The 19,906-nt window shown below is 67.2% G+C and carries 21 protein-coding genes; 10 read left to right on the plus strand and 11 right to left on the minus strand.

The window, feature by feature from the left end; genetic code table 11:
• Positions 1–412 precede the first annotated feature (412 nt).
• The 3 genes from CAL25_RS23070 to CAL25_RS23080 form a co-directional block, all read right to left on the minus strand.
• Positions 413–1,138: a hypothetical protein gene (locus CAL25_RS23070; protein WP_094804442.1), complete on the minus strand. Its 726-nt coding sequence runs from the start codon at positions 1,136–1,138 to the stop codon at positions 413–415.
• Positions 1,135–1,569 (minus strand): hypothetical protein, encoded by a 435-nt coding sequence (locus tag CAL25_RS23075; RefSeq protein WP_141217986.1) that lies wholly within the window; start codon positions 1,567–1,569, stop codon positions 1,135–1,137. The genes CAL25_RS23070 and CAL25_RS23075 overlap by 4 nt, the downstream gene beginning before the upstream one ends.
• A 159-nt stretch (positions 1,570–1,728) precedes the next feature.
• Positions 1,729–2,061, minus strand: a complete 333-nt coding sequence (locus CAL25_RS23080; protein WP_094804446.1) for a PsiF family protein — start codon at positions 2,059–2,061, stop codon at positions 1,729–1,731.
• A 245-nt stretch (positions 2,062–2,306) separates the two neighbouring features.
• Between CAL25_RS23080 and CAL25_RS23085 the strand changes: the two genes are divergently transcribed.
• The gene (locus tag CAL25_RS23085) at positions 2,307–2,642 is read left to right on the plus strand and encodes an FxLYD domain-containing protein (RefSeq protein ID WP_094804448.1); all 336 of its coding nucleotides are present in this window, start codon (positions 2,307–2,309) and stop codon (positions 2,640–2,642) included.
• Positions 2,643–2,845: 203 nt separating this feature from the next.
• Positions 2,846–3,496, plus strand: a complete 651-nt coding sequence (locus CAL25_RS23090) for a carbonic anhydrase (protein WP_094804450.1) — start codon at positions 2,846–2,848, stop codon at positions 3,494–3,496.
• Positions 3,497–3,584: 88 nt separating this feature from the next.
• Here CAL25_RS23090 and CAL25_RS23095 read toward each other — a convergent pair whose 3' ends face one another.
• Positions 3,585–5,003 (minus strand): amidase, encoded by a 1,419-nt coding sequence (locus tag CAL25_RS23095; RefSeq protein ID WP_094804452.1) that lies wholly within the window; start codon positions 5,001–5,003, stop codon positions 3,585–3,587.
• A 75-nt stretch (positions 5,004–5,078) separates the two neighbouring features.
• Positions 5,079–6,311, minus strand: coding sequence for an amino acid ABC transporter substrate-binding protein (locus tag CAL25_RS23100; RefSeq protein WP_094804454.1), 1,233 nt, complete (start codon positions 6,309–6,311; stop codon positions 5,079–5,081).
• 160 nt (positions 6,312–6,471) lie between these two features.
• On the opposite strand from CAL25_RS23100, the gene CAL25_RS23105 reads away from it, so the two are divergent.
• The 7 genes from CAL25_RS23105 (at position 6,472) to CAL25_RS23135 (ending at position 13,470) form a co-directional block, all read left to right on the plus strand.
• Positions 6,472–7,353, plus strand: coding sequence for a LysR family transcriptional regulator (locus tag CAL25_RS23105; RefSeq protein ID WP_094804750.1), 882 nt, complete (start codon positions 6,472–6,474; stop codon positions 7,351–7,353).
• Between the two features lie 100 nt (positions 7,354–7,453).
• Positions 7,454–8,446, plus strand: a complete 993-nt coding sequence (locus CAL25_RS23110) for a branched-chain amino acid ABC transporter permease (RefSeq protein WP_094804456.1) — start codon at positions 7,454–7,456, stop codon at positions 8,444–8,446.
• Positions 8,447–8,456: 10 nt separating this feature from the next.
• Positions 8,457–9,338, plus strand: coding sequence for a branched-chain amino acid ABC transporter permease (locus CAL25_RS23115; RefSeq protein WP_094804458.1), 882 nt, complete (start codon positions 8,457–8,459; stop codon positions 9,336–9,338).
• Positions 9,339–9,350: 12 nt separating this feature from the next.
• On the plus strand, positions 9,351–10,058 hold the full coding sequence (locus CAL25_RS23120) for an ABC transporter ATP-binding protein (RefSeq protein ID WP_094804460.1): 708 nt from the start codon (positions 9,351–9,353) through the stop codon (positions 10,056–10,058).
• 2 nt (positions 10,059–10,060) lie between these two features.
• Positions 10,061–10,801, plus strand: a complete 741-nt coding sequence (locus tag CAL25_RS23125) for a branched-chain amino acid ABC transporter ATP-binding protein (RefSeq protein WP_094804462.1) — start codon at positions 10,061–10,063, stop codon at positions 10,799–10,801.
• 409 nt (positions 10,802–11,210) lie between these two features.
• The gene (locus CAL25_RS23130; protein ID WP_094804464.1) at positions 11,211–12,953 is read left to right on the plus strand and encodes a nitrite/sulfite reductase; all 1,743 of its coding nucleotides are present in this window, start codon (positions 11,211–11,213) and stop codon (positions 12,951–12,953) included.
• Positions 12,946–13,470: a DUF934 domain-containing protein gene (locus tag CAL25_RS23135; protein ID WP_094804466.1), complete on the plus strand. Its 525-nt coding sequence runs from the start codon at positions 12,946–12,948 to the stop codon at positions 13,468–13,470. The genes CAL25_RS23130 and CAL25_RS23135 overlap by 8 nt, the downstream gene beginning before the upstream one ends.
• Positions 13,471–13,565: 95 nt before the next feature.
• Here CAL25_RS23135 and CAL25_RS23140 read toward each other — a convergent pair whose 3' ends face one another.
• The 6 genes from CAL25_RS23140 to CAL25_RS23165 form a co-directional block, all read right to left on the minus strand.
• Complete coding sequence (locus CAL25_RS23140; RefSeq protein ID WP_094804468.1) at positions 13,566–14,132, minus strand: UbiX family flavin prenyltransferase; 567 nt, start codon at positions 14,130–14,132, stop codon at positions 13,566–13,568.
• Positions 14,132–14,458: a Grx4 family monothiol glutaredoxin gene (gene grxD, locus CAL25_RS23145; RefSeq protein ID WP_094804470.1), complete on the minus strand. Its 327-nt coding sequence runs from the start codon at positions 14,456–14,458 to the stop codon at positions 14,132–14,134. Before grxD ends, CAL25_RS23140 begins: the two co-directional genes overlap by 1 nt.
• A 48-nt stretch (positions 14,459–14,506) precedes the next feature.
• A complete protein-coding gene (gene prmC, locus CAL25_RS23150; protein ID WP_094804472.1) occupies positions 14,507–15,319 on the minus strand; it encodes a peptide chain release factor N(5)-glutamine methyltransferase in 813 nt (270 codons plus the stop codon).
• A 5-nt stretch (positions 15,320–15,324) separates the two neighbouring features.
• Positions 15,325–16,407, minus strand: coding sequence for a peptide chain release factor 1 (gene prfA, locus CAL25_RS23155; protein ID WP_094804474.1), 1,083 nt, complete (start codon positions 16,405–16,407; stop codon positions 15,325–15,327).
• 81 nt (positions 16,408–16,488) lie between these two features.
• Positions 16,489–17,763: a glutamyl-tRNA reductase gene (hemA, locus tag CAL25_RS23160; protein WP_094804476.1), complete on the minus strand. Its 1,275-nt coding sequence runs from the start codon at positions 17,761–17,763 to the stop codon at positions 16,489–16,491.
• Positions 17,764–17,926: 163 nt separating this feature from the next.
• Positions 17,927–18,802: a LysR family transcriptional regulator gene (locus CAL25_RS23165; protein WP_094804478.1), complete on the minus strand. Its 876-nt coding sequence runs from the start codon at positions 18,800–18,802 to the stop codon at positions 17,927–17,929.
• Between the two features lie 189 nt (positions 18,803–18,991).
• Here CAL25_RS23165 and CAL25_RS23170 point away from each other — a divergent pair, with 189 nt between their 5' ends.
• Positions 18,992–19,714, plus strand: a complete 723-nt coding sequence (locus CAL25_RS23170; protein ID WP_094804480.1) for a ribonuclease activity regulator RraA — start codon at positions 18,992–18,994, stop codon at positions 19,712–19,714.
• Positions 19,715–19,906 lie beyond the last annotated feature (192 nt).

Genomic DNA, 19,906 nt, shown 5'->3' on the forward strand with positions numbered 1-19,906 from the left:
TTCTCCGGTTCGGTTGAGGGGCGCGGGGTTGAGTGGGGCGCCGTTTGCAGGTCTGCGTCGTTGCGTCGCTGCCATGAACAGAACTTTAAAGAACAGGACGAAAGCCCGGTAGATGGTGAAAATTCGCCTCAACGTTCTATTTAAAGAACGATGGGCGCGCAGGCCGAAGAACCGGTGCGACCGGCCGGCCGAAAAAGGGAAGGCTCATGCCCCGGTGCCCGCGCAGAGCCACGCTGCGGCGGGCGCCGCCCCAGGGTGCGGAATCAGGCCGCCCGGCGAATGTTCCGGCGAATGTTCCGGCGAATGTTCCGGCGAACGTTCCGGCGAATGCTCCGGTGAACGTTCCGGCGGGGGCTCGGGCGGGGGTTCGAGCGGATGTCGTGCGGCCACCGCATATGGCGGTGGCCGCGCATCAGGGCCGCGCGGCCGGCGGTTGGAAGCTCACCCGGGACGCGCCATCCACGCGTTCCTGCCAGAAGAACACCACGTGGCTGGAGGATGCGGCGCCCGACGGAGCGCCGCTCGACGGCACCCCGCCCGACGGAGCGCCGCCCGACGGTACGCCGCTCACACCGATGCGCCAGTAAGGCGTCGCGCCGAAGCCGATCGAGCCCGGCGGGTGCGCATACTGGTTGTAGCAGCCCACATACATGGGTTCGGTGGAGCGCGCCCGGTTCGCCACGCGGATCACCAGATCACGGTGACGCTGATCCGCGCCGCGCGGCGCCACCACGCTGAGCGGCGTATAGCGCGCCGATGCAAAGTGCGTGCGCACGGCATCGCGGAACTCCGCGTCGATCGCCGCCCCGATGCGCTGGCGCGTCGCGGCATCGTCGCTCGCGCCTCGACCGCCGAGTTGCGTCACGCGCTCATCCGCCGCACGGCAGATCGCCTGCACCTGATCCACCAGCGCGGCCTGCAGCCCGGACAATGATTGCGCGCGCAACAAATTGCCCGCCACGAGCCCGCCTGCCCCGGCCAGCAGCAGTCCGGTGGCCACGCGGGGGCACCATCGGGGCAATGCCGCCCCGCGCGCACGCAGCACCCACACGGCGACCAGACCGTGCAGCGCCGCGACGGCCAGCACGAAGCAGGCCAGATTCCAGAAATGGGCGACAACCAGCGTCGTGAGGCTCATGACACCGCCCCCTGCCCCACGCGCCGATACATCGACAGGGCCAGTGCGACCAGCGCCACGAAGGTCAGGCTGGTCGCCGCCGCCATGAGAAAGAGCGGCGTCAGGTTCCACGCCCCGAGGTAGTCCGCGTAGACGGCTGCACCCCGCGGCGCGAGGTCGCTCGCGCGCAGCAGATCCAGGTCGGCATACAAGCGCGACCACATCGCCACCGCGACGGCGCTATGGGCCCAGACGCCCAACTGGAATCGCATCGCATAGACGAAGGCCAGCGCGGCCAGGCAGCCGGCCCAATGCAGCAGTAGCTGAGTGCCGTTATTGATCTGCAGCCGCGCGAAAGGCAGGCTGACTGCCCACACCGCCACCACGACGAGCAACGCCGTCACGATGCCGAGCGGCACGGAAAGAGGATGGAGATACCGTTGTCTGCGCATGCGGGCCACTATAACGAATCCCGTCATGCGCCCATTGCGCACATCGCACCGCCCGAGGCTCTCATACGCCCATGGCGCGCATCGCACCGCCCGAGGCTCGCGCAGCGGCGCCGCCGCCGGCCGGCGGACGCCGGCCAGCGGCCCCGTCAGCCAGCCGCCTCACGCGCCTTTCAGGCAGGTACTCATGAAGGTTTTGCGCTTGTCGCCCGCCAGCGATTGGGCGCTGGCCTTGGCATTGCAGTCCTTCATGCGCTGCTGTTGCGGCGTGAGCGCCTTGGCCGGCGCGGTCTCGCCCTTGAGGCAACTGCTCATGTAGGTTTTGCGCTCATCACCGGTCTTGCCGGTAGCCGACTGGTTGCATTCGGCCATGCGCTTTTGCTGTGGGGTGAGTTCTTTGGCGGGCGCGGCGGTCTGAGCGACGGCGGCGGTGCCGTGTGCGAGGGTAAGGCCCAGACACAGGCCGGCGGCGATGCTGAACGTGCGGAAAGACATGGCATTCCTCCCTGGCACCGGCTGCGCGCGACCGGCGTGCGACGCGGTGCGAATGACGCCGGCCAGCCTCCACCGGCGGCTCAATCTTCGGTCAAACCTTCGCGCCCGACAAGCATCTTCGCGTGTGCTGACAACGGCGCGTCCCAAATGCCGACAAACCTGGCGACAAACGTTACGGTTTCGCGGCTTGTCCGCCAGCCAGGCCCACCGGTAAGGTGAATTCGTCGCAGCCACCGGAACCGACCATGAAAACGCGTTTTGCCGTCCTGCTTCTCACCCTCGCCGCAGCCACCGCGGGCGCCCAGAGCCTGCCCTACGGGGTCAATGTGGGCAATCTGGAAGCCGTGCGCGACACGAACACCTCCCAGACCACCATCACCGGCACCTATTCGAACCTCGGCGCCAAGCGCATCGAGCGCGCCGAAGTGGAGTTCGCCCTGTACGACGCCGATGGTCGCGAGATCGGCCGGGTCAGCGACAAGACCGACAAACCGCTCGAGCCGGGCGAGGTCTGGCAGTTCCGGGCCGCCACGCCGCTGAGCTTCTCGCGCTTCACGGCGATGCACGTCCGCGCCGAATAACCCTTTGTTAATAAAGGTTATTCCGCGATCTGGCCAAGCCGTTGTAAGGCCGTTGTGGGAAAATTCACCTGCTCCCGCGTACCGGCGCAGGTTTTCTGGCGAGGTCTTGCTCGCGCGCCGTCGGTGCCTGCCTTACGTGCAGGTCAGGCGACCGGCCCATCCGGGCCGCCGCCGGCGGGCAACGAACTCCAGGAAGGACCATCATGTTTCCCAAAAGACTGACCGACGGCTATCAGGCGTTCCTGCAAGGCCGCTTCGATAGCGAACGCGCCCGCTACCAAGCCCTGGCCGAAAAAGGCCAAACCCCCGAGATCCTGGTGATCGGCTGTTGCGACTCCCGTGTCGCGCCCGAAACGATCTTCGATGCCGGCCCCGGCGAGTTGTTCGTGGTGCGCAACGTGGCCAACCTGGTGCCGCCTTGCGATCCCGACTCCGAGTCCTCGTACCACGGCACCAGCGCCGCGATCGAATTCGCGGTCAACGGCCTGAACGTCAAGCACATCGTGGTGCTGGGCCATGCGTCGTGCGGCGGCATCCGCTCGTTCTACGACGAATCGCAGCCGCTGTCGAAGATGGACTTCATCGGCAAGTGGATGTCGCAGATCGCCCCCGTAGCCGAGCGCCTGGGCGCCACCACCGGCGACCGCGACAAGGACATCAAGCGCATGGAACTGGCCGTGGTCGAGCACAGCCTGAACAACCTGATGACCTTCCCCTCGATCCGCCGCCGCGTCGAAAGCGGCGCGCTGCAGCTGCACGGCACGTACTTTGGCGTGGCCACCGGCCTGCTGTTCGTGCGCGATCCGGCCACCGGCGAATTCTCGCCCTGCCTCGAAGCGCCGATCGCAAACTGATCGCGCGACGCGCGACCCGTCTTGCCCTGACAGCCGGGGCGGGCGGGTCCTTCGGGCTCCCCCCTCCCGCACGCCCCGGCCCGGGCAATCAGTCGAGTCCGAACGCGCGCAGATCCGGCGTGCGGCGATGCCAGTCGCTCACGCTCTGGAACGCGATGCCGATGCGGCCGAGCGTGGCTTCGTCGAACGGCTTGCCCAGCAGCTGCACCGCGACCGGCAGGCCGTGTTCGCCATGGCCCGCCGGCAGCGACAAGCCGCAGGCGCCCAGGAAATTTCCGGCGCGCGAAAACGCCGCGAGCGGGGTGGCGTTTTCGTCGACCTCGTCGAGGCGGCGTGCCTCGAACGGCAGCGCCGGCGTGAGCAGCGCATCGTATTGCGCCATCCATTGCTGCCAACGCGCGCGCGTCTGCGCGTGTTCGCGCAAGGCCTCGAGATAATCCGCCGCGCTGAGCGACTTGCCACCCAGCACGCGGGCACGCACGTATTGCCCGATAGGCAGTCCGGCATCCTCGATATAGGCGCGATGCAGCGCATACGCCTCGGCCGCGATGATGCGTCCATTGGCGAGCATCATCGCGTGAAAGTCGAACGGCACGTCGCACTCGAACACCTCGGCGCCCAGCCCGCTGAGCACCGCGCGCGCATCGCTCACGGCACGCGTGATGGCCGGGGTGACCCCGATGGGGTAGGCCTCGGGCGGCATCACGGCGATCCGCATGCCTGCCAGCGGCGCGGCGCTGTCGCGCGGCAGCTCGATGCGAAACGGCGGCGCGCCGAGCGTCACGGGATCCGCGGCGTCCGGGCCGGCGAGCGCCTGCGTGATCAGCATCGCATCGCGCACATCGCGCGTGAGCGGCCCGATCGAATCGAGCGTCTGCGACAGCGCCACCGCGCCATCGCGGCTGATGACGCCGCAGGTGGTCTTGAGGCCGGTGATGCCATTGAGTGCCGCCGGGATACGCACCGAGCCGCCCGTGTCGGAGCCGATCGCCGCCGGCGCCAGCCCCGCCGCCACGGCCACGCCGGATCCGCTCGACGATCCGCCCGGCACGCGATGCGCCTGGGCGTCCCAGGGGTTGCGCGGGGTGCCCATCACGGGATTGGTGCCCCAGCCGCCGAACGCGAACTCCACCATATGCGTCTTGCCCAGCACGACCATGCCGGCCTGCACGAGACGGTGCGCCACGACGCCGGTGGCCTCGCTGGCGCGCTCAAGCCAGGCCTGCGAGCCTGCCGTGGTCATCGTGCCGCGCACTTCGCACAGATCCTTGAGCGCGATCGGCAGGCCATCGAGCGGACCCAGCGTGTAGCCGCGCGCGCGCCGGTCATCGGCGGCCTGCGCCAGCGCCAGGGCACCCTCCGCATCGACGGACACGTAGGCGTGCAACGCCGCGTTGCCGCGTTCGATGCGATCGAGATACAGCCGCGCCAATTCCACGGCGCTGAAGCGGCCGCTCGCCAATCCTTCGGCCAGCACGGACAGGCTGGCATAGGCTAGTTCTGACATGTTTTCCTCATTGAGTCGGCGCTGGCCGCACTCGTGATGCGGCCAGCGCCAGGGAACGCGGCGTCCGGTACGGACTCAGCGCTTGTTCCAGGCGGGGGCCGGGTACACGGCCTTCTCGACCGCGACGTCCTGCGGCCACACCGGCACCATGCCCTTGCCGGGCAGCAGCTGCACCACGGGGAACGGCATCTGCAACTGCTTGCCGGTCTCGTCGATCGCATAGGGGCCGGCCATCACCGTGACCTTGCCCGACAGGTCCATCGAGGCCTGCTTGAGCGCCGCCGCGTCGGTCGAGCCGGCCTTCTTCACGATCTCTTCGGTCAGGGCGCCCGCGCCATAGGCCAGCGCGGTCTGGAAATCGGGCGGGAACTCGGCCTTCGGGAACAGACGATCGTAGGCCTGCGCGAACTGCTCGCGCGTGAGGCCCGCATCGACCTTCCAGTTGATCGACGGGTGATAGTTGGTGTGGCTGAAGATGTAGTTGGAGTCCGCGCCGATCGCCTGGAATTGCGGCGTCGAGGCATACACCATGAACACATACGGGAACGTGATGTCGAGCTGCTTCATCTGGCGCGTCATGCTGATCAGGTCGCCTTCATACGAAGTCGGGATCAGCGCTTCGGCGCCCATGGCCTTGGCCTTCTGCAACAGCGTGCTGAAATCTTTTTGTCCCTTGGGGTATTTTTCGTAGAGCACCACGTCCATATTCAGACGCTTGGCGTGCGCACGGCCGCCATCGGCCAGGCCCGCCGGGAACGGCTCGTCGGCGTAGAGCAGCGCGACCTTCTTCACGCCCAGATTGTTGGCCAGCTCCATCGGCGCGCGCAGCATGGACGACACCGGCATCTGGGTGCCCGACACCATGTTCTTGAAGCCCTGCTTGTAGAGATCGTCGCTCGCGGCGGACCACACCATCAGGTACTTGCCCAGGCGCTCGGTCACGGTGCCCGCCGCCGCCGTCAGCGTGGAACCGAACGGCGCAAACACCAGATCCACTTTTTCATCGACAATCAGGCGTTCGTAGACGCGGGTGACCATCTGTTTGTCGCTGCGGTCATCGAGCTTGACCAGTTCGACCGGATACTTCTTGCCCTTGATCTCGATGCCGCCGCGGCGGTTCACATCATCGACCCACACCTCCACGCCCCGCACACCCGATTGCGAGGCGAGCGCGAAGCTGCCCGTCGACGAGACGGTCATGCCGATGCGCACCTTGTCGCTGTTCTGCGCCGAACCCAGGGCGGGCGTGAGCGCGGCGGCCGCCAGCAACAGCGCGGGCAGACGGGATAACCACGGACTTCTGGACATAGGAAAACTCCTTGAATTGCACAAAAGGGGAGATACCGACAGGCCCGCCGCACTGGGCAAACCGCAAATCTGCGTCATGTTTGCGCAGATTGGCAAATAGCGTATAACAAATAGGCATGGAGCGCACGCCTTGAATAAACTCAACTATCGCCAGACCGAAATGCTGTGGGCCATCGTGGTCGCGGGCTCCATCAGCGGGGCAGCGCGATTGCTCGGCATCAGCCAGCCGGCGGTCAGCCGCATGCTGGCCACCACCGAAAAGCAACTGGGACTGAACCTGTTCGAACGCGTGCGAGGCCGGCTCCAGCCCACCGCCGAGGTCCACGCCCTTTTCGAAGAGATCGAGAAAACCCAGCGCATGATGCAGCGGGTCAATGACCTGGCGGATGCCCTGGCCGGCCACGGCGCGGGCGTGCTGCGCCTCACCTCGATCCCCAGCCTGGCGCAGTTCCTGGTGCCCCGCGCGGTGGCGCGCTTCCAGGGCCGGCGCGCCGACGTGCTGCTGCGCCTCAATACCAACGCGCTGCCGCACCTGATCCCCGACGTGCTCAATGGCGAGGCCGATCTGGGCCTAGTGGTGATGCAGACCGAGCACCCCTTCATGACCACCATCCCGCTGCACACGGGCCGCATGGTGGCGGCGATCCCGCGCGAGCACCCGCTGGCGAGCCACGCGCAGGTCAGCCTGCACGACCTCTCGCCTTATCCGCACATCGTCGTGGGCACGCGGATGCCCTTCGGCATGCTGGTCACCAACGCCTTCGAGCAGGCGGGCCTGCCCTGCCGCATGTGTGCCGACGTGCCCTGGAGCCAGCTGGCCTGCGCGCTGGTCAATGCCGGCACGGGCATCGCGATCATCGACGAATTCACCGTCATGCAGAACCACTGGCCCGACGTGACCATCGTGCCGCTGGCCGACGACATCCCGCTGCACGTGACCGCCGTGCACGCCAGCAACCGCCCGCTGCCCCGCATCGCCGCCGAGTTCATCGACGACCTGCGGGTGGTGCTGAACGCCTCTTTCGGCAATAAGTTGGGGTAAACACTTAACACCAAGTTATGGCCTTGATGGGCTGACCTGTTCATAATCCGTTCAAACGACACGGCCACGCTTTTCCCACCGCACCAAGAGGGATAGAGACATGAGCAGCAGCCCCGACGCGCTGGCAGGCACCCCGCCCGCCCGCGCGCAGGACCAACGCGTCCTGCGCCTGCGCACCCGCATCGCCATCTCAGTTTTCGTTTTGCTGGCCGCCGCCCTGGCGGTCGTACCGGCGTCCACCACCAATATCTCGTTCGCGTTCTACCTGATGCTCTGGGTCACGCTCGCGAGCGCCATGAACATCTGCGTGGGCTTCACGGGCTACCTGCCTTTCGGCTACGTGGTGTTCTACGGCGTGGGTTCGTACGCCACGGGCATCTGCTACAAGGTCCTGCAGTGGCCGATGCTGCCCTCGCTGCTGGTGGCGGGCGCGGTGGGCGTGCTGGTCTCCCTGCTCTTCGCGCCCACGCTGCGCCTGCGCGGCGTGTACTTCGGCATCGTGAGCCTGGCGCTGGCCACCATCATGAGGCTGCTGATCTCGAATCTGCCACAGGACTTCACCGGCGGCAGCATGGGGCTGATCCTCGCCAGCGCCAACAATCCCGTGCACAGCTACTACGCGATGCTCGCCGTGATGGCCGCCACGCTGGCCACCGTGACCTGGCTGTCGATCTCGCCGCTGGGCAAGGCACTCAAGGCCATCCGCGACGACGACGCCGCGGCCGCCTGCATCGGCATCCACGTGCCCAACACGCGCCTGAAGGCCTGGATGCTGGCCGCGCTGTTTCCGGCGCTCGCCGGCGGCGTGGAGGCCTGGTACACGAACGTGGTCGACCCCGAGTACGCCTTCCATGTCCTGATCACGGCCAAGAGCATCATCTATGCGATGGCGGGCGGCTTCGGCACTATCCTCGGCCCCGTGATCGGCACGCTGGCACTGGTGGGCGTCGACCACCTGATCTGGCAGAAATTCCCGGTGCTCAACCTGCTGCTGCTCGGCCTGGTGATCGTGCTGCTGATGCTGTTCCTGCCGCGCGGCATCGTGGGCAGCCTGCTCAAGCGCTATCCCAATCTGCGCCGCTACATCGCCTGAAGGAAGCCTCATGAGTGCACTCATCATCCAGGGGCTGGTCAACGGCCTCATCCTGGGCGCCATCTACGGCCTGATCGGCGTGGGCCTGAACGTGGTGTTCGGCGTGCTGCGCGTCGTGAACTTCGCCCACGGCGAGTTTCTCGTGCTGGGCGCCTACTTCGCCTACCTGATGCTCGAGTACTTCGGCATCAATCCGCTGCTCGCCCTGCCGCTGGCGTTTCTGGTGTTCTTCGGCGTCGGCTACGTGCTGTACTTCCTGCTGATCCCGCGCCTCTCGCGCGCCGAAGACCCGGAGATCAGCTCGCTGCTGCTCATGTTCGGCGTGTCCATCATGCTGGGCGCGCTGATGCTGCTGATGTTCGAGGCCGACGCCCGCTCGCTGCCCTACAGCCTCGAGCCCGTGTTCCTCAAGTTCGGCCCGGTGCTGATTCCCACCGTGCGTCTCGTGGCGCTCGCGATCGCGCTGGCCGTGATCGGCGCGCTGGCCTGGTTCCTCTATCGCACGCAGGTTGGCAAGGCGCTGCGCGCCATCATCATGAACCGCGACGCGATCCGCATCGTCGGCATCAACGCCGAGCGGCTGTCGGCGGTGGCGTTCGGCCTGGGCATCGGCCTCGCGGCCGTCACCGGTGTGCTGGTGGCGCTGGTCTTCCCGTCCTTTTCGCCCTTCATGGGCAACGACTACACGCTGATCGGCTTCATCGTCATCGTGCTCGGCGGACTCGGCCACCCCGTCGGGGCCCTCGTGGGCGCGCTGCTGTTCGGCGTGACCGAGCAGGTCTCGGTGGTGTTCTTCAACCCCTCGATCGCGACGATGCTGGGCTTTGCGCTGATGGTGGCCATGATCTTCGTGCGCCCCTCCGGCCTGTTCGGCCAGCGCGCGCTGCGCTGAAGGAGCGGACCCATGTTGAAGATCGACAACCTGAAAAAGCGCTTCGGCGGCCTGGTCGCCCTGCAGGGCGTGAGCCTGCATGTTCCGCGCGCCGCCATCCTGGGCGTGATCGGCATGAACGGCTCCGGCAAGACCACGCTGCTCAATTGCATCAATGGCCTGTATCTGCCCGATGAAGGCAGCATCCTGCTCGACGGCAAACCCATAGCCGGCAAGGCCACGCACGAGGTCGCACGGCTCGGCGTGGGCCGCACCTTCCAGGTGCCGCGCGTCTTTCCGCACCTGAGCCTGCTCGACAATCTCGACGTGGCCCAGCAACAGACCGGACGCAACGCCGACGAACGCTACGCCCAATCGGAGTATTGGCTGAACAAGGTGGAGCTTCACCGCCTGCGCCACAACCACGCCGAAGAGCTGTCGGGCGGCCAGCAGAAGCTGCTGGAGCTCGCCCGCATCATGGTGGCGCGGCCCAAGGTCGTGCTGCTCGACGAGCCCTTCGCCGGCGTGAACCCCACGCTCGCGCAGCTGCTGATCCGCATCATCGCGGAGGTGCCCCGCGAACACGATTGCTCGGTCGTGCTGGTTTCGCACGACCTCACTTCCATCTATCAGCTGTCGCACCACATCATCGTGATGAACGAAGGCGCGATCCTGTGCGAGGGCGACGCCGACCGCGTCAAGAGCGACCCGCGCGTGGTCGAAGCCTATCTCGGAGCCTGAGCATGGCCGAATCCGTTTTCTCGCTGGACAACGTGACCGTGGCCTATCACGGCGACATCACCATCCTCAACGGCGTGAACGTGCATGCGCGCGCGGGCCAGGTCACGGGCATCATCGGGCCCAACGGCGCGGGCAAGTCCACCGTGCTCAAGACGCTGTTCGGCTTTCTGCCGCTGCGCGGCGGCAAGATCACGCTGCGCGGGCAGGACATCTCGCGTCAGCCCTCGCATCAGCGCGCCGGCAGCGGCGTGGCCTTCGTGCCGCAGCACCGCAGCCTGTTCGGCGAGCTGTCCGTCGAAGACAACCTGCTGCTGGGTTGCTGGCCGTTTCGTCGCGACAAGGCCCGCGTGCGCCGCCGCATCGACAGCATCTACCAGCGCTTTCCCATTCTCGCCGCCAAGCGCAACGACCCCGTCTCGAGCATGAGCGGCGGGCAGCAGCGCTTCGTCGAGTTCGGCCGCGCGCTGCTCATCGAGCCCTCGGTGATCCTGCTCGACGAGCCCACCGCCATGCTCGCGCCCAAGATCTCCAAGGAGATCTACGCCGTCATCCGCGGCTTTGCCGACGAGGGCATGACGGTCGTGCTGGTCGACCAGAACGTGCGCCGCTGCGCCGAAGTGTCCGACTACATGTACATCCTCGAGCTCGGTCGCAATAAGGCCGAGGGCGAACGGGCCGCGTTCGACCAGGAAGGCGGACTGCACGACATGGTCGCGTCCTGGATGGACTACAAGATCGATTGAGGCCCGCGCGGGGCCGCCGCGCCCCTCGCCGCTTCACCGTCAGTCGTGCCGCGGCGGTCACCGTGCCGGCGCAAGTGCGCACCACCCTCGGCGCGCCCTTCGCCATGCCTGCGCGGGCGCGCCCGCCCTCGGCGCGCCCTTTCCTAATGGCTGATTCTCATTCTCAAAAATGGCCGCGCACGACGCGATCCCGCGCTCGCGGCGCAGGGTCCCCACACCGCCGAAACCCGCGCCAGACAAGGCTCTGCGGCTCAGAACCATAGCCACCAACCTTATTACCAGAATGACTTAGACGGGGTCCGCGCCCTGCTGCTACGGTTATGTACATCCATCCGTCATGGCGCCCTGCCGGCGCCGCCGCATCCGCGCGCCACGGCGCGCCGCACCGACACCTGTTAGGGCATTGACCATGTATGTGTATGACCCCGTCGACCAGCAACTGGTCGAGGAGCGCGTGGCCCAGTTCGCCGGCCAGACGCGCCGCTTTCTCGACGGCCAGCTGACCGAAGACGACTTCCGCGTTCTGCGCCTGCAGAATGGCCTGTACATCCAGCGCCATGCGCCGATGCTGCGCGTCGCGATCCCGTACGGCATGCTCAACGCGCGCCAGCTGCGCAAGCTCGGCCATATCGCGCGCACCTACGATCGCGGCTACGGCCACTTCTCGACGCGCCAGAACATCCAGTTCAACTGGCCGCGTCTCGAAGACGTGCCGACCATCCTCGGCGAGCTGGCCGAAGTGCAGATGCACGCCATCCAGACCAGCGGCAATTGCATCCGCAACACCACCACCGACCACTTCGCGGGCATCGCCCCCGATGAGTTCGTCAATCCGCTGGTGTGGTGCGAGATCATCCGCCAGTGGTCCACGCTGCATCCCGAATTCGCCTTCCTGCCGCGCAAGTTCAAGATCGCCGTGTCCGGCGCCGTACAGGACCGCGCCGCGGTCGGCGTGCACGACATCGGCCTGCAGGCGGTCGAACAGGACGGCGAGATCGGCTTTCGCGTGTGGATCGGCGGCGGCCTCGGCCGCACGCCGATCGTGGGCCACCTGATCAAGCCTTTTGTGCCCTGGCAGCATCTGCTGACCTATCTGCAGGCCGCGCTGCGCGTCTATAACCTGCATGGCCGCCGCGACAACAAGTACAAGGCGCGCATAAAGATCCTGGTCAAGGATCTCACGCCCGAGGTGTACGGCCAGCAGGTCGAAGAAGAATGGCAGCACATCAAGGGTGGTCCCGACACGATCACGCAGGCGCAGCTCGATACGATTGCCAGCCGCTTCGTGTGGCCGCAATACCGCGCCGAAGCCGCGCAAGCCGCTGATCCCAGCCCGGCCCTGGCCGAGGCGGATCCCACGTATCGCCGCTGGTTGCGCACCAATGTGCACAGCCACAAGATCGACGGCTACGCCGCCGTGACCTTGTCGCTCAAGCCCACCGGCGTGCCGCCGGGCGATATCACCGCCGACCAGATGGACGCCGTGGCGGATCTGGCCGAACGTTATGGCTTCGGCGAGCTGCGCGTGTCGCACGAGCAGAACCTGATCCTGGCCGACGTCGAACGCGCCCGCCTGCCCGAGCTGTGGGCGGAGCTTAAGGCGCTCAACCTCGCCACGCCGAACGTCGGCCTGCTGACCAACATCATCGCCTGTCCGGGCGGCGACTTCTGCGCGCTCGCCAACGCGGTGTCGATCCCGGTGGCCGAGTCGATCCAGCAGCGCTTCGACAATCTCGATTATCTGTTCGAGATCGGCGAGCTCGATCTCAACATCTCCGGCTGCATCAACGCCTGCGGCCACCACCACGTGGGCCACATCGGCATCCTCGGCGTGGATAAGGCGGGCGAAGAGTGGTATCAGGTCACGATCGGCGGCCGCCAGAATGGCGCGGCCAAGCCCCTGCCCGACCTGGAGTCGCGCCGTGGCGGTGGCGCCGCGATCGGCCGCATCATCGGCCCCTCGTTTGCCCGCGGACAAATGCCCGACGTGGTGGATCGCCTGATCCGCACCTATCTCGAGCTGCGTGACAGCGACGCCGAACGCTTCATCGATGTGGTTGACCGCGTCGGTATCGATCCCTTCAAACGCGATGTCTATGCCGATCCGGTCATCGCCAAGCCCGCCGCCGACCGCGAGGCCGCCCATGTCTGAGCACACTTCCGCCGAAGCCCGTCTGATCCGGGCCGGTCACCTGCAGGCCGATACCACCCGCGTTTTCAGCGCGCCCGAAGACGCCCCCGACAGCCTGCCCGCCGACGAGCCCGGCTGGCAGGTTCCGCTGGCCCTCTGGACCGCGCAGCGCGCGGCGCTGAGCGCACGCCGGCATCCGGTGGCGGTTCTGCTGCCGCCCGACACCGAGCTCTCGCAGCTGGCCGATGAAAACGGCAACATCGACGCCGCGCACATCGCCTTCATCGCCATCGACTTTCCGGCCTACACCGACGGCCGCGGTTACTCGATCGCGCAACTGCTGCGCCGCCAGTATCATTGGCAAGGCGAGTTGCGCGCGGTGGGCGACGTGATGATCGATACGGTGTTCTACCAGGCCCGCGTGGGCTTCGACAGCTTTCTGGTCAAGCCCGGCCACGACCCGCAGGCCGCGCTCGAGGCCCTGCGCACGTTCAGCGTGCGCTATCAGCAGACCTACCCGGTGCCGCAGGCGGCCTGAACGCCATCCACCAAACCAAAAGGCCACGCGAGAGCGTGGCCTTTTGCTTGTGCAGGCGTGAATGCAGATGTGCTGCGCGCCGGCCAGCCACGCGCCTACATGCCTTCCCAGTGCGGCCCGGGCACTTCGATCTCGAAGAGCTCGAGCACGCGCGCCACGGTGTGGTCGATCATCTGCTCGATCGAGGTGGGGCGATGGTAGAACGCCGGCAACGGCGGAAACACGATGCCGCCCATTTCCGTGACGGCGGTCATGTTGCGCAGGTGCGCCAGATTGAACGGCGTTTCGCGCACCATCATCACGAGGCGGCGGCGCTCCTTGAGGGTGACGTCGGCCGCGCGGGTGATGAGGTTGTCGGACAGACCATGCGCGACGGCGGCGAGCGTGCGCATGGAGCACGGCACGATCACCATGCCCGCGGTCTGGAAGGCCCCGCTCGCCAGCGTGGCGCCCACGTCGCGGATGCTGTGGACGTGATCCGCGAGCGCCTGCACCTCGTGGCGCCCGATGTCGAGCTCGTGCTTGATGTTGAGCACACCCGACGACGAGATCACGAGATGCGATTCGACGTCGTCCACGCCGCGCAGGGCCTGCAGCATGCGCACGGCATACAGGGCGCCCGTGGCGCCCGTGATGCCGATGACGAGCCTGCGCTTTGCCATCAAACGGTGGCGCCGGCTTCGTCGAGCAGCTTCTTGAGCTCGCCGCTTTCGTTCATCTCGCCCATGATGTCGGAGCCGCCGATGAACTCGCCCTGCACGTAGAGCTGCGGAATGGTGGGCCAGCTGGAGAAGGTCTTGATGCCCTGACGCACTTCGTCGTCTTCGAGCACGTTGACGGTCACCAGCTTCTTCACGCCACAGCCTTTCAGCATCTGGATCGCACGGCCGGAAAAGCCGCACTGCGGGAATTGGGCCGTGCCCTTCATGAACAGCACCACCGGGTGCTGGGTGACCGTTTCACGGATGAATTCTTGGACGTCGCTCATGGTAGGTCTCGCAAAATAGGAAGCGGTTGTTCAGACTGCATGGGTCAATTATAGGTAGCCGCCGGAAATCCGCTCGATTCCCCCCAGATCCCGCCGACTTTCGACCTGGCGCAGGCCCGCCTGGACCAGCAGCGCGCGCACCGCCACGGCCTGGTCCCAGCCGTGCTCGAGCCAGATCGCGCCGCCGGGTGCCAGCCGCGCCACGGCTCCGTGCGCAAGCTCGGCCAGGGCCGACAGGCCGTCCTGGTGGTCGGTGAGCGCGCCCGGCGGCTCGAAGCGCAGGTCACCCTGCGTCAGATGCGCATCGTCGCGATGGATATAGGGCGGATTCGACAGGATCAGATCGAAGACGGCATCGGCCGGCAGGGCCTGATACCAGCTGCCCTGATGAAAGGTGACGCGCGCGTCCAGCCGCGCCGCATTGGCCCCGGCCACGGCCAGCGCATCGGCGCTCAGGTCGGTCGCACGGACGTCGGCCTCGGGCGCGCCCAGCGCCACGGACACCGCGATGGCGCCGCTGCCCGTGCCCAGGTCGACCACGCGCGCGCGTGGGCGTTCGCGCAGAAACGCCAGGGCGGTCTCGACCAGCAGCTCGGTATCGGGGCGCGGGATCAGCACGGCCGGCGAGACGGCGAACACATGTCCCATGAACTCGCGTTCGCCCAGCACATAAGCCATGGGCTCGCCGGCGATGCGCCGCGCCGCCAGGGCCTGGTAGGCCTCGTGCTGCGCGGCCGTGAGCGCGTCGGTGTCGTGCGCGATCATCCAGGCGCGCGTGCGGCCCAGCGCGCGCTCGGCCAGCATGCGCGCCTCCAGACGCGGCAGACGCGGGTCGGCGAGCAGGTCCTTGATCTGCGCCATGGCGATCAGATGTCGTCGCCCAGCGCGGCCAGCAGCTCGGCCTGACGCTCGGCCAGCAACGCGCCCGTCAGCTCGTCGAGGTCGCCTTCCATGATGTGGCCCAGCTTGTAGAGCGTGAGGTTGATGCGGTGGTCGGTGACGCGGCCCTGCGGATAGTTGTACGTGCGGATGCGCTCGGAGCGGTCGCCGGAGCCGATGAGGCTCTTGCGCTCGGCCGCTTCCTTACTCTGGCGCTCGCGCATTTCCTTGTCTTTGAGGCGGGCGGCCAGCACCTGCATCGCCTTGTCTTTATTGCGATGCTGCGAGCGGTCGTCCTGGCACTCGACCACCAGGCCCGTGGGCAGGTGCGTGATGCGTACGGCGGAGTCGGTTTTGTTGATGTGCTGGCCGCCCGCGCCGCTCGCGCGGAACGTATCGATGCGCAGGTCGGACGGATTGATGACGATGTCGCTCATCTCGTCGGCCTCGGGCATCACGGCCACGGTGCAGGCCGAGGTGTGAATGCGGCCCTGAGCCTCGGTGGCGGGCACGCGCTGGACGCGGTGCGCCCCGGATTCAAACTTGAGCCGGCCGTAGGCGCCGTCGCCGTCGATGCGCGCGATCACTTCCTTGTAGCCGCCCAGCTCCGATGCGCTCTCGGACATGATCTCGACGCGCCAGCCGCGCTGCTCGGCATAGCGCGAGTACATGCGCAGCAGGTCGCCGGAGAACAGCGCGCTCTCGTCGCCGCCGGTGCCCGCGCGGATTTCGAGGAACAGGCTGCGGCTGTCGTCGGGATCGCGCGGCAGCAGCAGCACCTGCAGATCCGCTTCGAGCGTTTCGATGCGCGCGCGGCCGGCCTTGATCTCGTCTTCCGCCATCGACTTCATGTCGGGATCGGAGAGCATCTCCTGCGCGGTGGCCAGATCGCCCTCGGTCGCCTGGAAGGTCTTGAAGGCTTCGACGACGGGCTCGAGTTCGGCGCGTTCACGCGAGAGTTTGCGAAAACGATCCATGTCGGACGCGCTTTCGGGATCCGCCAGCAAGGCATCGACTTCAATCAGACGGTGAGCCAGCTGCTCCAACCGGCTGCGCATGGACGATTTCATGGGATCAACTCGAAGAAAATAAAAAACGGGCGCGCGTGCGACCAGCGCACGCGGCATCAGACGCGGCGTGTAGGGGCGCCGCTAACGGCGGGAGTCGCGGCCGGGGAACAGGCGCGGCACCCAGGCCAGCAGTTCCTTGCGCTCTTCGCCCTGACTGCGGTTGAGCGCGGCGAGCGGGCCATGCAGATACTTCTGCGTGAGGCCATGCGCCAACTGCTCGAGCACCGCTTCGGGCGACTCGCCGCGCGCCAGCATGCGGCGGGCGCGCTCGAGTTCGGCGGCGCGGACGTCTTCGGCGGCCTGATGCAGGTCGCGGATCACGGGCACCACTTCACGCGACTGCATCCAGTGCATGAAGTTTTGAACGCGCGTCTCGATGATGGCCTCGGCCTGCACCACCGCCGCGCGACGCGCGTCGGTGCCGCTCTGCACGAGACGGCCGAGATCATCGACCGAGTACAGATAGATGTCGTCGAGACGGCCGACTTCGGGCTCGATATCGCGCGGCACCGCCAGGTCGATCATGACCATCGGACGGTGACGGCGCAGACGCGTGGCGCGCTCGACCATGCCCAGACCCAATATGGGCAGGGAGCTGGCCGTACAGGACACCACCACGTCGAATTCGGCCAGGCGATCCGTGAGATCGGCCAGCTTCATGGTGCTGGCCGAGAAACGGCCAGCGAGGGTCTCGGCGCGCTCGACGGTGCGATTCGCCACGACCATGGATTTGGGGTTTTGCGCCGCGAAGTGCGTGGCGCACAGCTCGATCATCTCGCCCGCGCCGATGAACAGCGTGCGGGCCTGACCGAGGTCACCGAAGACGCGCTCGGCCAGACGCACGGCGGCAGCGGCCATCGAGACCGAATGCGCGCCGATGGCGGTCTGGGAGCGGACCTCTTTGGCGACCGAGAAGGTGCGCTGGAACAGCTGATGCAGCAAGGTGCCGAGCGAGCCGAGCTCGTCGGCCGCGCGCACCGCGTCTTTCATCTGGCCCAGGATCTGCGGCTCGCCCAGCACCATCGAATCGAGGCCACTGGCCACGCGGAACGCGTGGCGCACGGCGTCGTCCTGACGATGGCGATACAGGTGGGGCGACAGCGCGGAGGTCTCGAGGCTGTGATGCTCGGCCAGCCAGGCCGGCAGCTGCTCGGCGGCGACCGCGTCGGCGGCACAGTAGATCTCGGTGCGATTACAGGTCGAGAGGATCGCGGCTTCGCGCACCGATCCGCCAAACGCCAGGCGCAAGCCGTCCAGCGCGGGCTTGAGCAAGTCCGCGGGCATGGAAACACGTTCGCGCACCGAGACCGGCGCGGAGGTGTGATTCAGACCGAAGGCAAGAACGGCGACTGACATGAGGGTTCGGACAAGTGCGACCCGTCCGGCGCAAAGCTGCTAAGTTGTAACAGCGACCGAAAAAGATTATACCCCCCTGCCCCGGGTAGACCCGGATACCCTACCCCGGCAGTCGGGAGTCTGTGGTAGAGGCGCCATAGCCGGCCCCGCGCCGCCGCGGGCGCTAGGCCGCGGCGGGCGGCGCCTCCATGGCGGCCACCAGGGTTTCGAACAGGCGGCCGTAGGTCGAATGATGGGGCCACAACAACCCCAGCCGCCGCGCCAGGGTATTGCGCGGCAGCGCCACCACGGCGACGCCCGCGGGCAGCGCCCCCGGCCGAAAGCAATTCGGCACCAGCGCGATGCCCAGACCCATCTCCACCAACGCGGCCAGGCCGTCGGGCGAGTCGAGCTCGAAGCGCTCGCGCGGATTCAGGTTGCGCGACTGCAGGTATTGGTCGGCCAGCGAGCCACCCCAGGTGCGCCGGTCATAGCGCAGCAGCGGCTCCCGGACCAGCAGCGTGTCGGGCTCGACCCCGGCCGTCGCCGCCGGCACGAGCAACACCAGCGGCTCCACGCGCAAGGTGTGCCAGGTGAAGGACTTGGGCGTGCGAAACGGCGGTTCGACCAGAAAGGCGGCGTCGACCTTGCCCGCGATCACCTGGTGATAGAGCTCGTGCGACGCGCCCAGGTCGATCATGGCATCCAGACCCGGATGGCGCTCGGCAATGTGCTTGAGCGCCTGCGGGACCATGTTGCCCAGCGCGGTGCGGATGGACCCGATGCGCAGCCCGCCCGGAAAACCCTCCGTCGAGACCGCGGTCTTGAGCGCCCGCACTTCGCGCTGGAAACGCCGTGCGCGCTCCAGCAGGCGTGCGCCGCCCTCGGTGATGCGCACGAAGCGCCCCGAGCGGCTGAAGAGCGGGACGCCGAACTCGCGTTCGAGCGCGTGCATGCGCTGCGCCAGGGCGGTGGGCGTGATGCTCATGCGGCGGGCGGCCTCGGCCATGGAGCCGCACTCGGCCACGAGTACGAAGGTGTCGATGTAGCGGGTATCCATGAATCCACAAATCCTTCGTTCTCAATGTTCTAAAAGCAAATTGTGGTTCAGTTTGAGCATGGCCACAATGACCGGTGTCAGGGCAGTCGCCCTGGCTGAGTCCATCGTGAATGGCCCCTCGGCCGCACAGGCGTTCGGCCCGCGGCGTTCCCCGCCGGGAATGGCGAGGGTGGTCTTTTTGGAGTGAACATGTCCGTCGAAGCTTTGCCCATCGATCCCAAGATCCAACGCGCGCTGGAAGGCGTGACCACCGCCACGCTCACCACCGTGCTGCTGAAGAAGGGCCTGCGCAACGTCTGGCTGCGCGGCGCTTTCCCGCTCGTGCCGCAAGGCAAGCGCATCGTGGGCCGTGCCTTCACGCTGCGCTTCGTGCCGGCGCGCGAAGACCTGGCCACGCCCGCCTCGTGGTCCTCGCCCATCTCGACGCGGGCGGCGATCGAAGCCATGCCCGAGGGCGCGATCGCGGTGGTCGACGCCATGGGTTCGACCGACGCGGGCATCTTCGGCGACATCCTGTGCGCCCGCATGAAAAAACGCGGCGTGGCCGCGCTGGTCACCGACGGCGCCGTGCGCGACCTCGAAGGCGTGCTGGGCACCGAGCTGCCGGTCTGGGCCAGCGGCGCCGCCGCCCCGCCCTCGGTGGCCGGCCTGACGTTCGTCAACTGGCAGGAACCCATCGGCTGCGGTGGCGTGGCCGTGTTCCCGAACGACTACCTGGTCCTGGATCGGGATGGCGCGGTGCTGATTCCGGCGAACCTCATCGACGAGGTGGTCGAGGCCTCCGTCGAACAAGAGCGCCTGGAGGGCTGGATCATGAAGGAAGTGGATGCCGGCGTGCCGCTGCCCGGCCTCTACCCGCCCAACGAAGCCGCCGCCGCCCGCTACAAGAGCTGGCGCGACACGCAGAAGTAAGTTTTCGCGCGCTTTCGACGCGAGTGATTCCGTGCCGCGCGCCCTGGCCGCGGCACGGCGGGACTCCTGTCGCCCGCGGCGGGGGTTGGAGTGACGCGCACGTTGCGCGTGACCGGGACGATCCGAACGACCGGGACGATCTGAACGACTCGCACGACCCGAACGACCCGAACAATCCGAGCGACCCGAACG

This window comes from Bordetella genomosp. 5, assembly GCF_002261315.1.
GTDB lineage: Bacteria > Pseudomonadota > Gammaproteobacteria > Burkholderiales > Burkholderiaceae_B > Bordetella.

Coding starts and splice junctions, on each gene's coding strand:
- CAL25_RS23070 (WP_094804442.1), bottom strand. CDS start 1,138: ATGAGCCTCACGACGCTGGTTGTCGCCCATTTCTGGAATCTGGCCTGC.
- CAL25_RS23075 (WP_141217986.1), bottom strand. CDS start 1,569: ATGCGCAGACAACGGTATCTCCATCCTCTTTCCGTGCCGCTCGGCATC.
- CAL25_RS23080 (WP_094804446.1), bottom strand. CDS start 2,061: ATGTCTTTCCGCACGTTCAGCATCGCCGCCGGCCTGTGTCTGGGCCTT.
- CAL25_RS23085 (WP_094804448.1), top strand. CDS start 2,307: ATGAAAACGCGTTTTGCCGTCCTGCTTCTCACCCTCGCCGCAGCCACC.
- CAL25_RS23090 (WP_094804450.1), top strand. CDS start 2,846: ATGTTTCCCAAAAGACTGACCGACGGCTATCAGGCGTTCCTGCAAGGC.
- CAL25_RS23095 (WP_094804452.1), bottom strand. CDS start 5,003: ATGTCAGAACTAGCCTATGCCAGCCTGTCCGTGCTGGCCGAAGGATTG.
- CAL25_RS23100 (WP_094804454.1), bottom strand. CDS start 6,311: ATGTCCAGAAGTCCGTGGTTATCCCGTCTGCCCGCGCTGTTGCTGGCG.
- CAL25_RS23105 (WP_094804750.1), top strand. CDS start 6,472: ATGCTGTGGGCCATCGTGGTCGCGGGCTCCATCAGCGGGGCAGCGCGA.
- CAL25_RS23110 (WP_094804456.1), top strand. CDS start 7,454: ATGAGCAGCAGCCCCGACGCGCTGGCAGGCACCCCGCCCGCCCGCGCG.
- CAL25_RS23115 (WP_094804458.1), top strand. CDS start 8,457: ATGAGTGCACTCATCATCCAGGGGCTGGTCAACGGCCTCATCCTGGGC.
- CAL25_RS23120 (WP_094804460.1), top strand. CDS start 9,351: ATGTTGAAGATCGACAACCTGAAAAAGCGCTTCGGCGGCCTGGTCGCC.
- CAL25_RS23125 (WP_094804462.1), top strand. CDS start 10,061: ATGGCCGAATCCGTTTTCTCGCTGGACAACGTGACCGTGGCCTATCAC.
- CAL25_RS23130 (WP_094804464.1), top strand. CDS start 11,211: ATGTATGTGTATGACCCCGTCGACCAGCAACTGGTCGAGGAGCGCGTG.
- CAL25_RS23135 (WP_094804466.1), top strand. CDS start 12,946: ATGTCTGAGCACACTTCCGCCGAAGCCCGTCTGATCCGGGCCGGTCAC.
- CAL25_RS23140 (WP_094804468.1), bottom strand. CDS start 14,132: ATGGCAAAGCGCAGGCTCGTCATCGGCATCACGGGCGCCACGGGCGCC.
- grxD (WP_094804470.1), bottom strand. CDS start 14,458: ATGAGCGACGTCCAAGAATTCATCCGTGAAACGGTCACCCAGCACCCG.
- prmC (WP_094804472.1), bottom strand. CDS start 15,319: ATGGCGCAGATCAAGGACCTGCTCGCCGACCCGCGTCTGCCGCGTCTG.
- prfA (WP_094804474.1), bottom strand. CDS start 16,407: ATGAAATCGTCCATGCGCAGCCGGTTGGAGCAGCTGGCTCACCGTCTG.
- hemA (WP_094804476.1), bottom strand. CDS start 17,763: ATGTCAGTCGCCGTTCTTGCCTTCGGTCTGAATCACACCTCCGCGCCG.
- CAL25_RS23165 (WP_094804478.1), bottom strand. CDS start 18,802: ATGGATACCCGCTACATCGACACCTTCGTACTCGTGGCCGAGTGCGGC.
- CAL25_RS23170 (WP_094804480.1), top strand. CDS start 18,992: ATGTCCGTCGAAGCTTTGCCCATCGATCCCAAGATCCAACGCGCGCTG.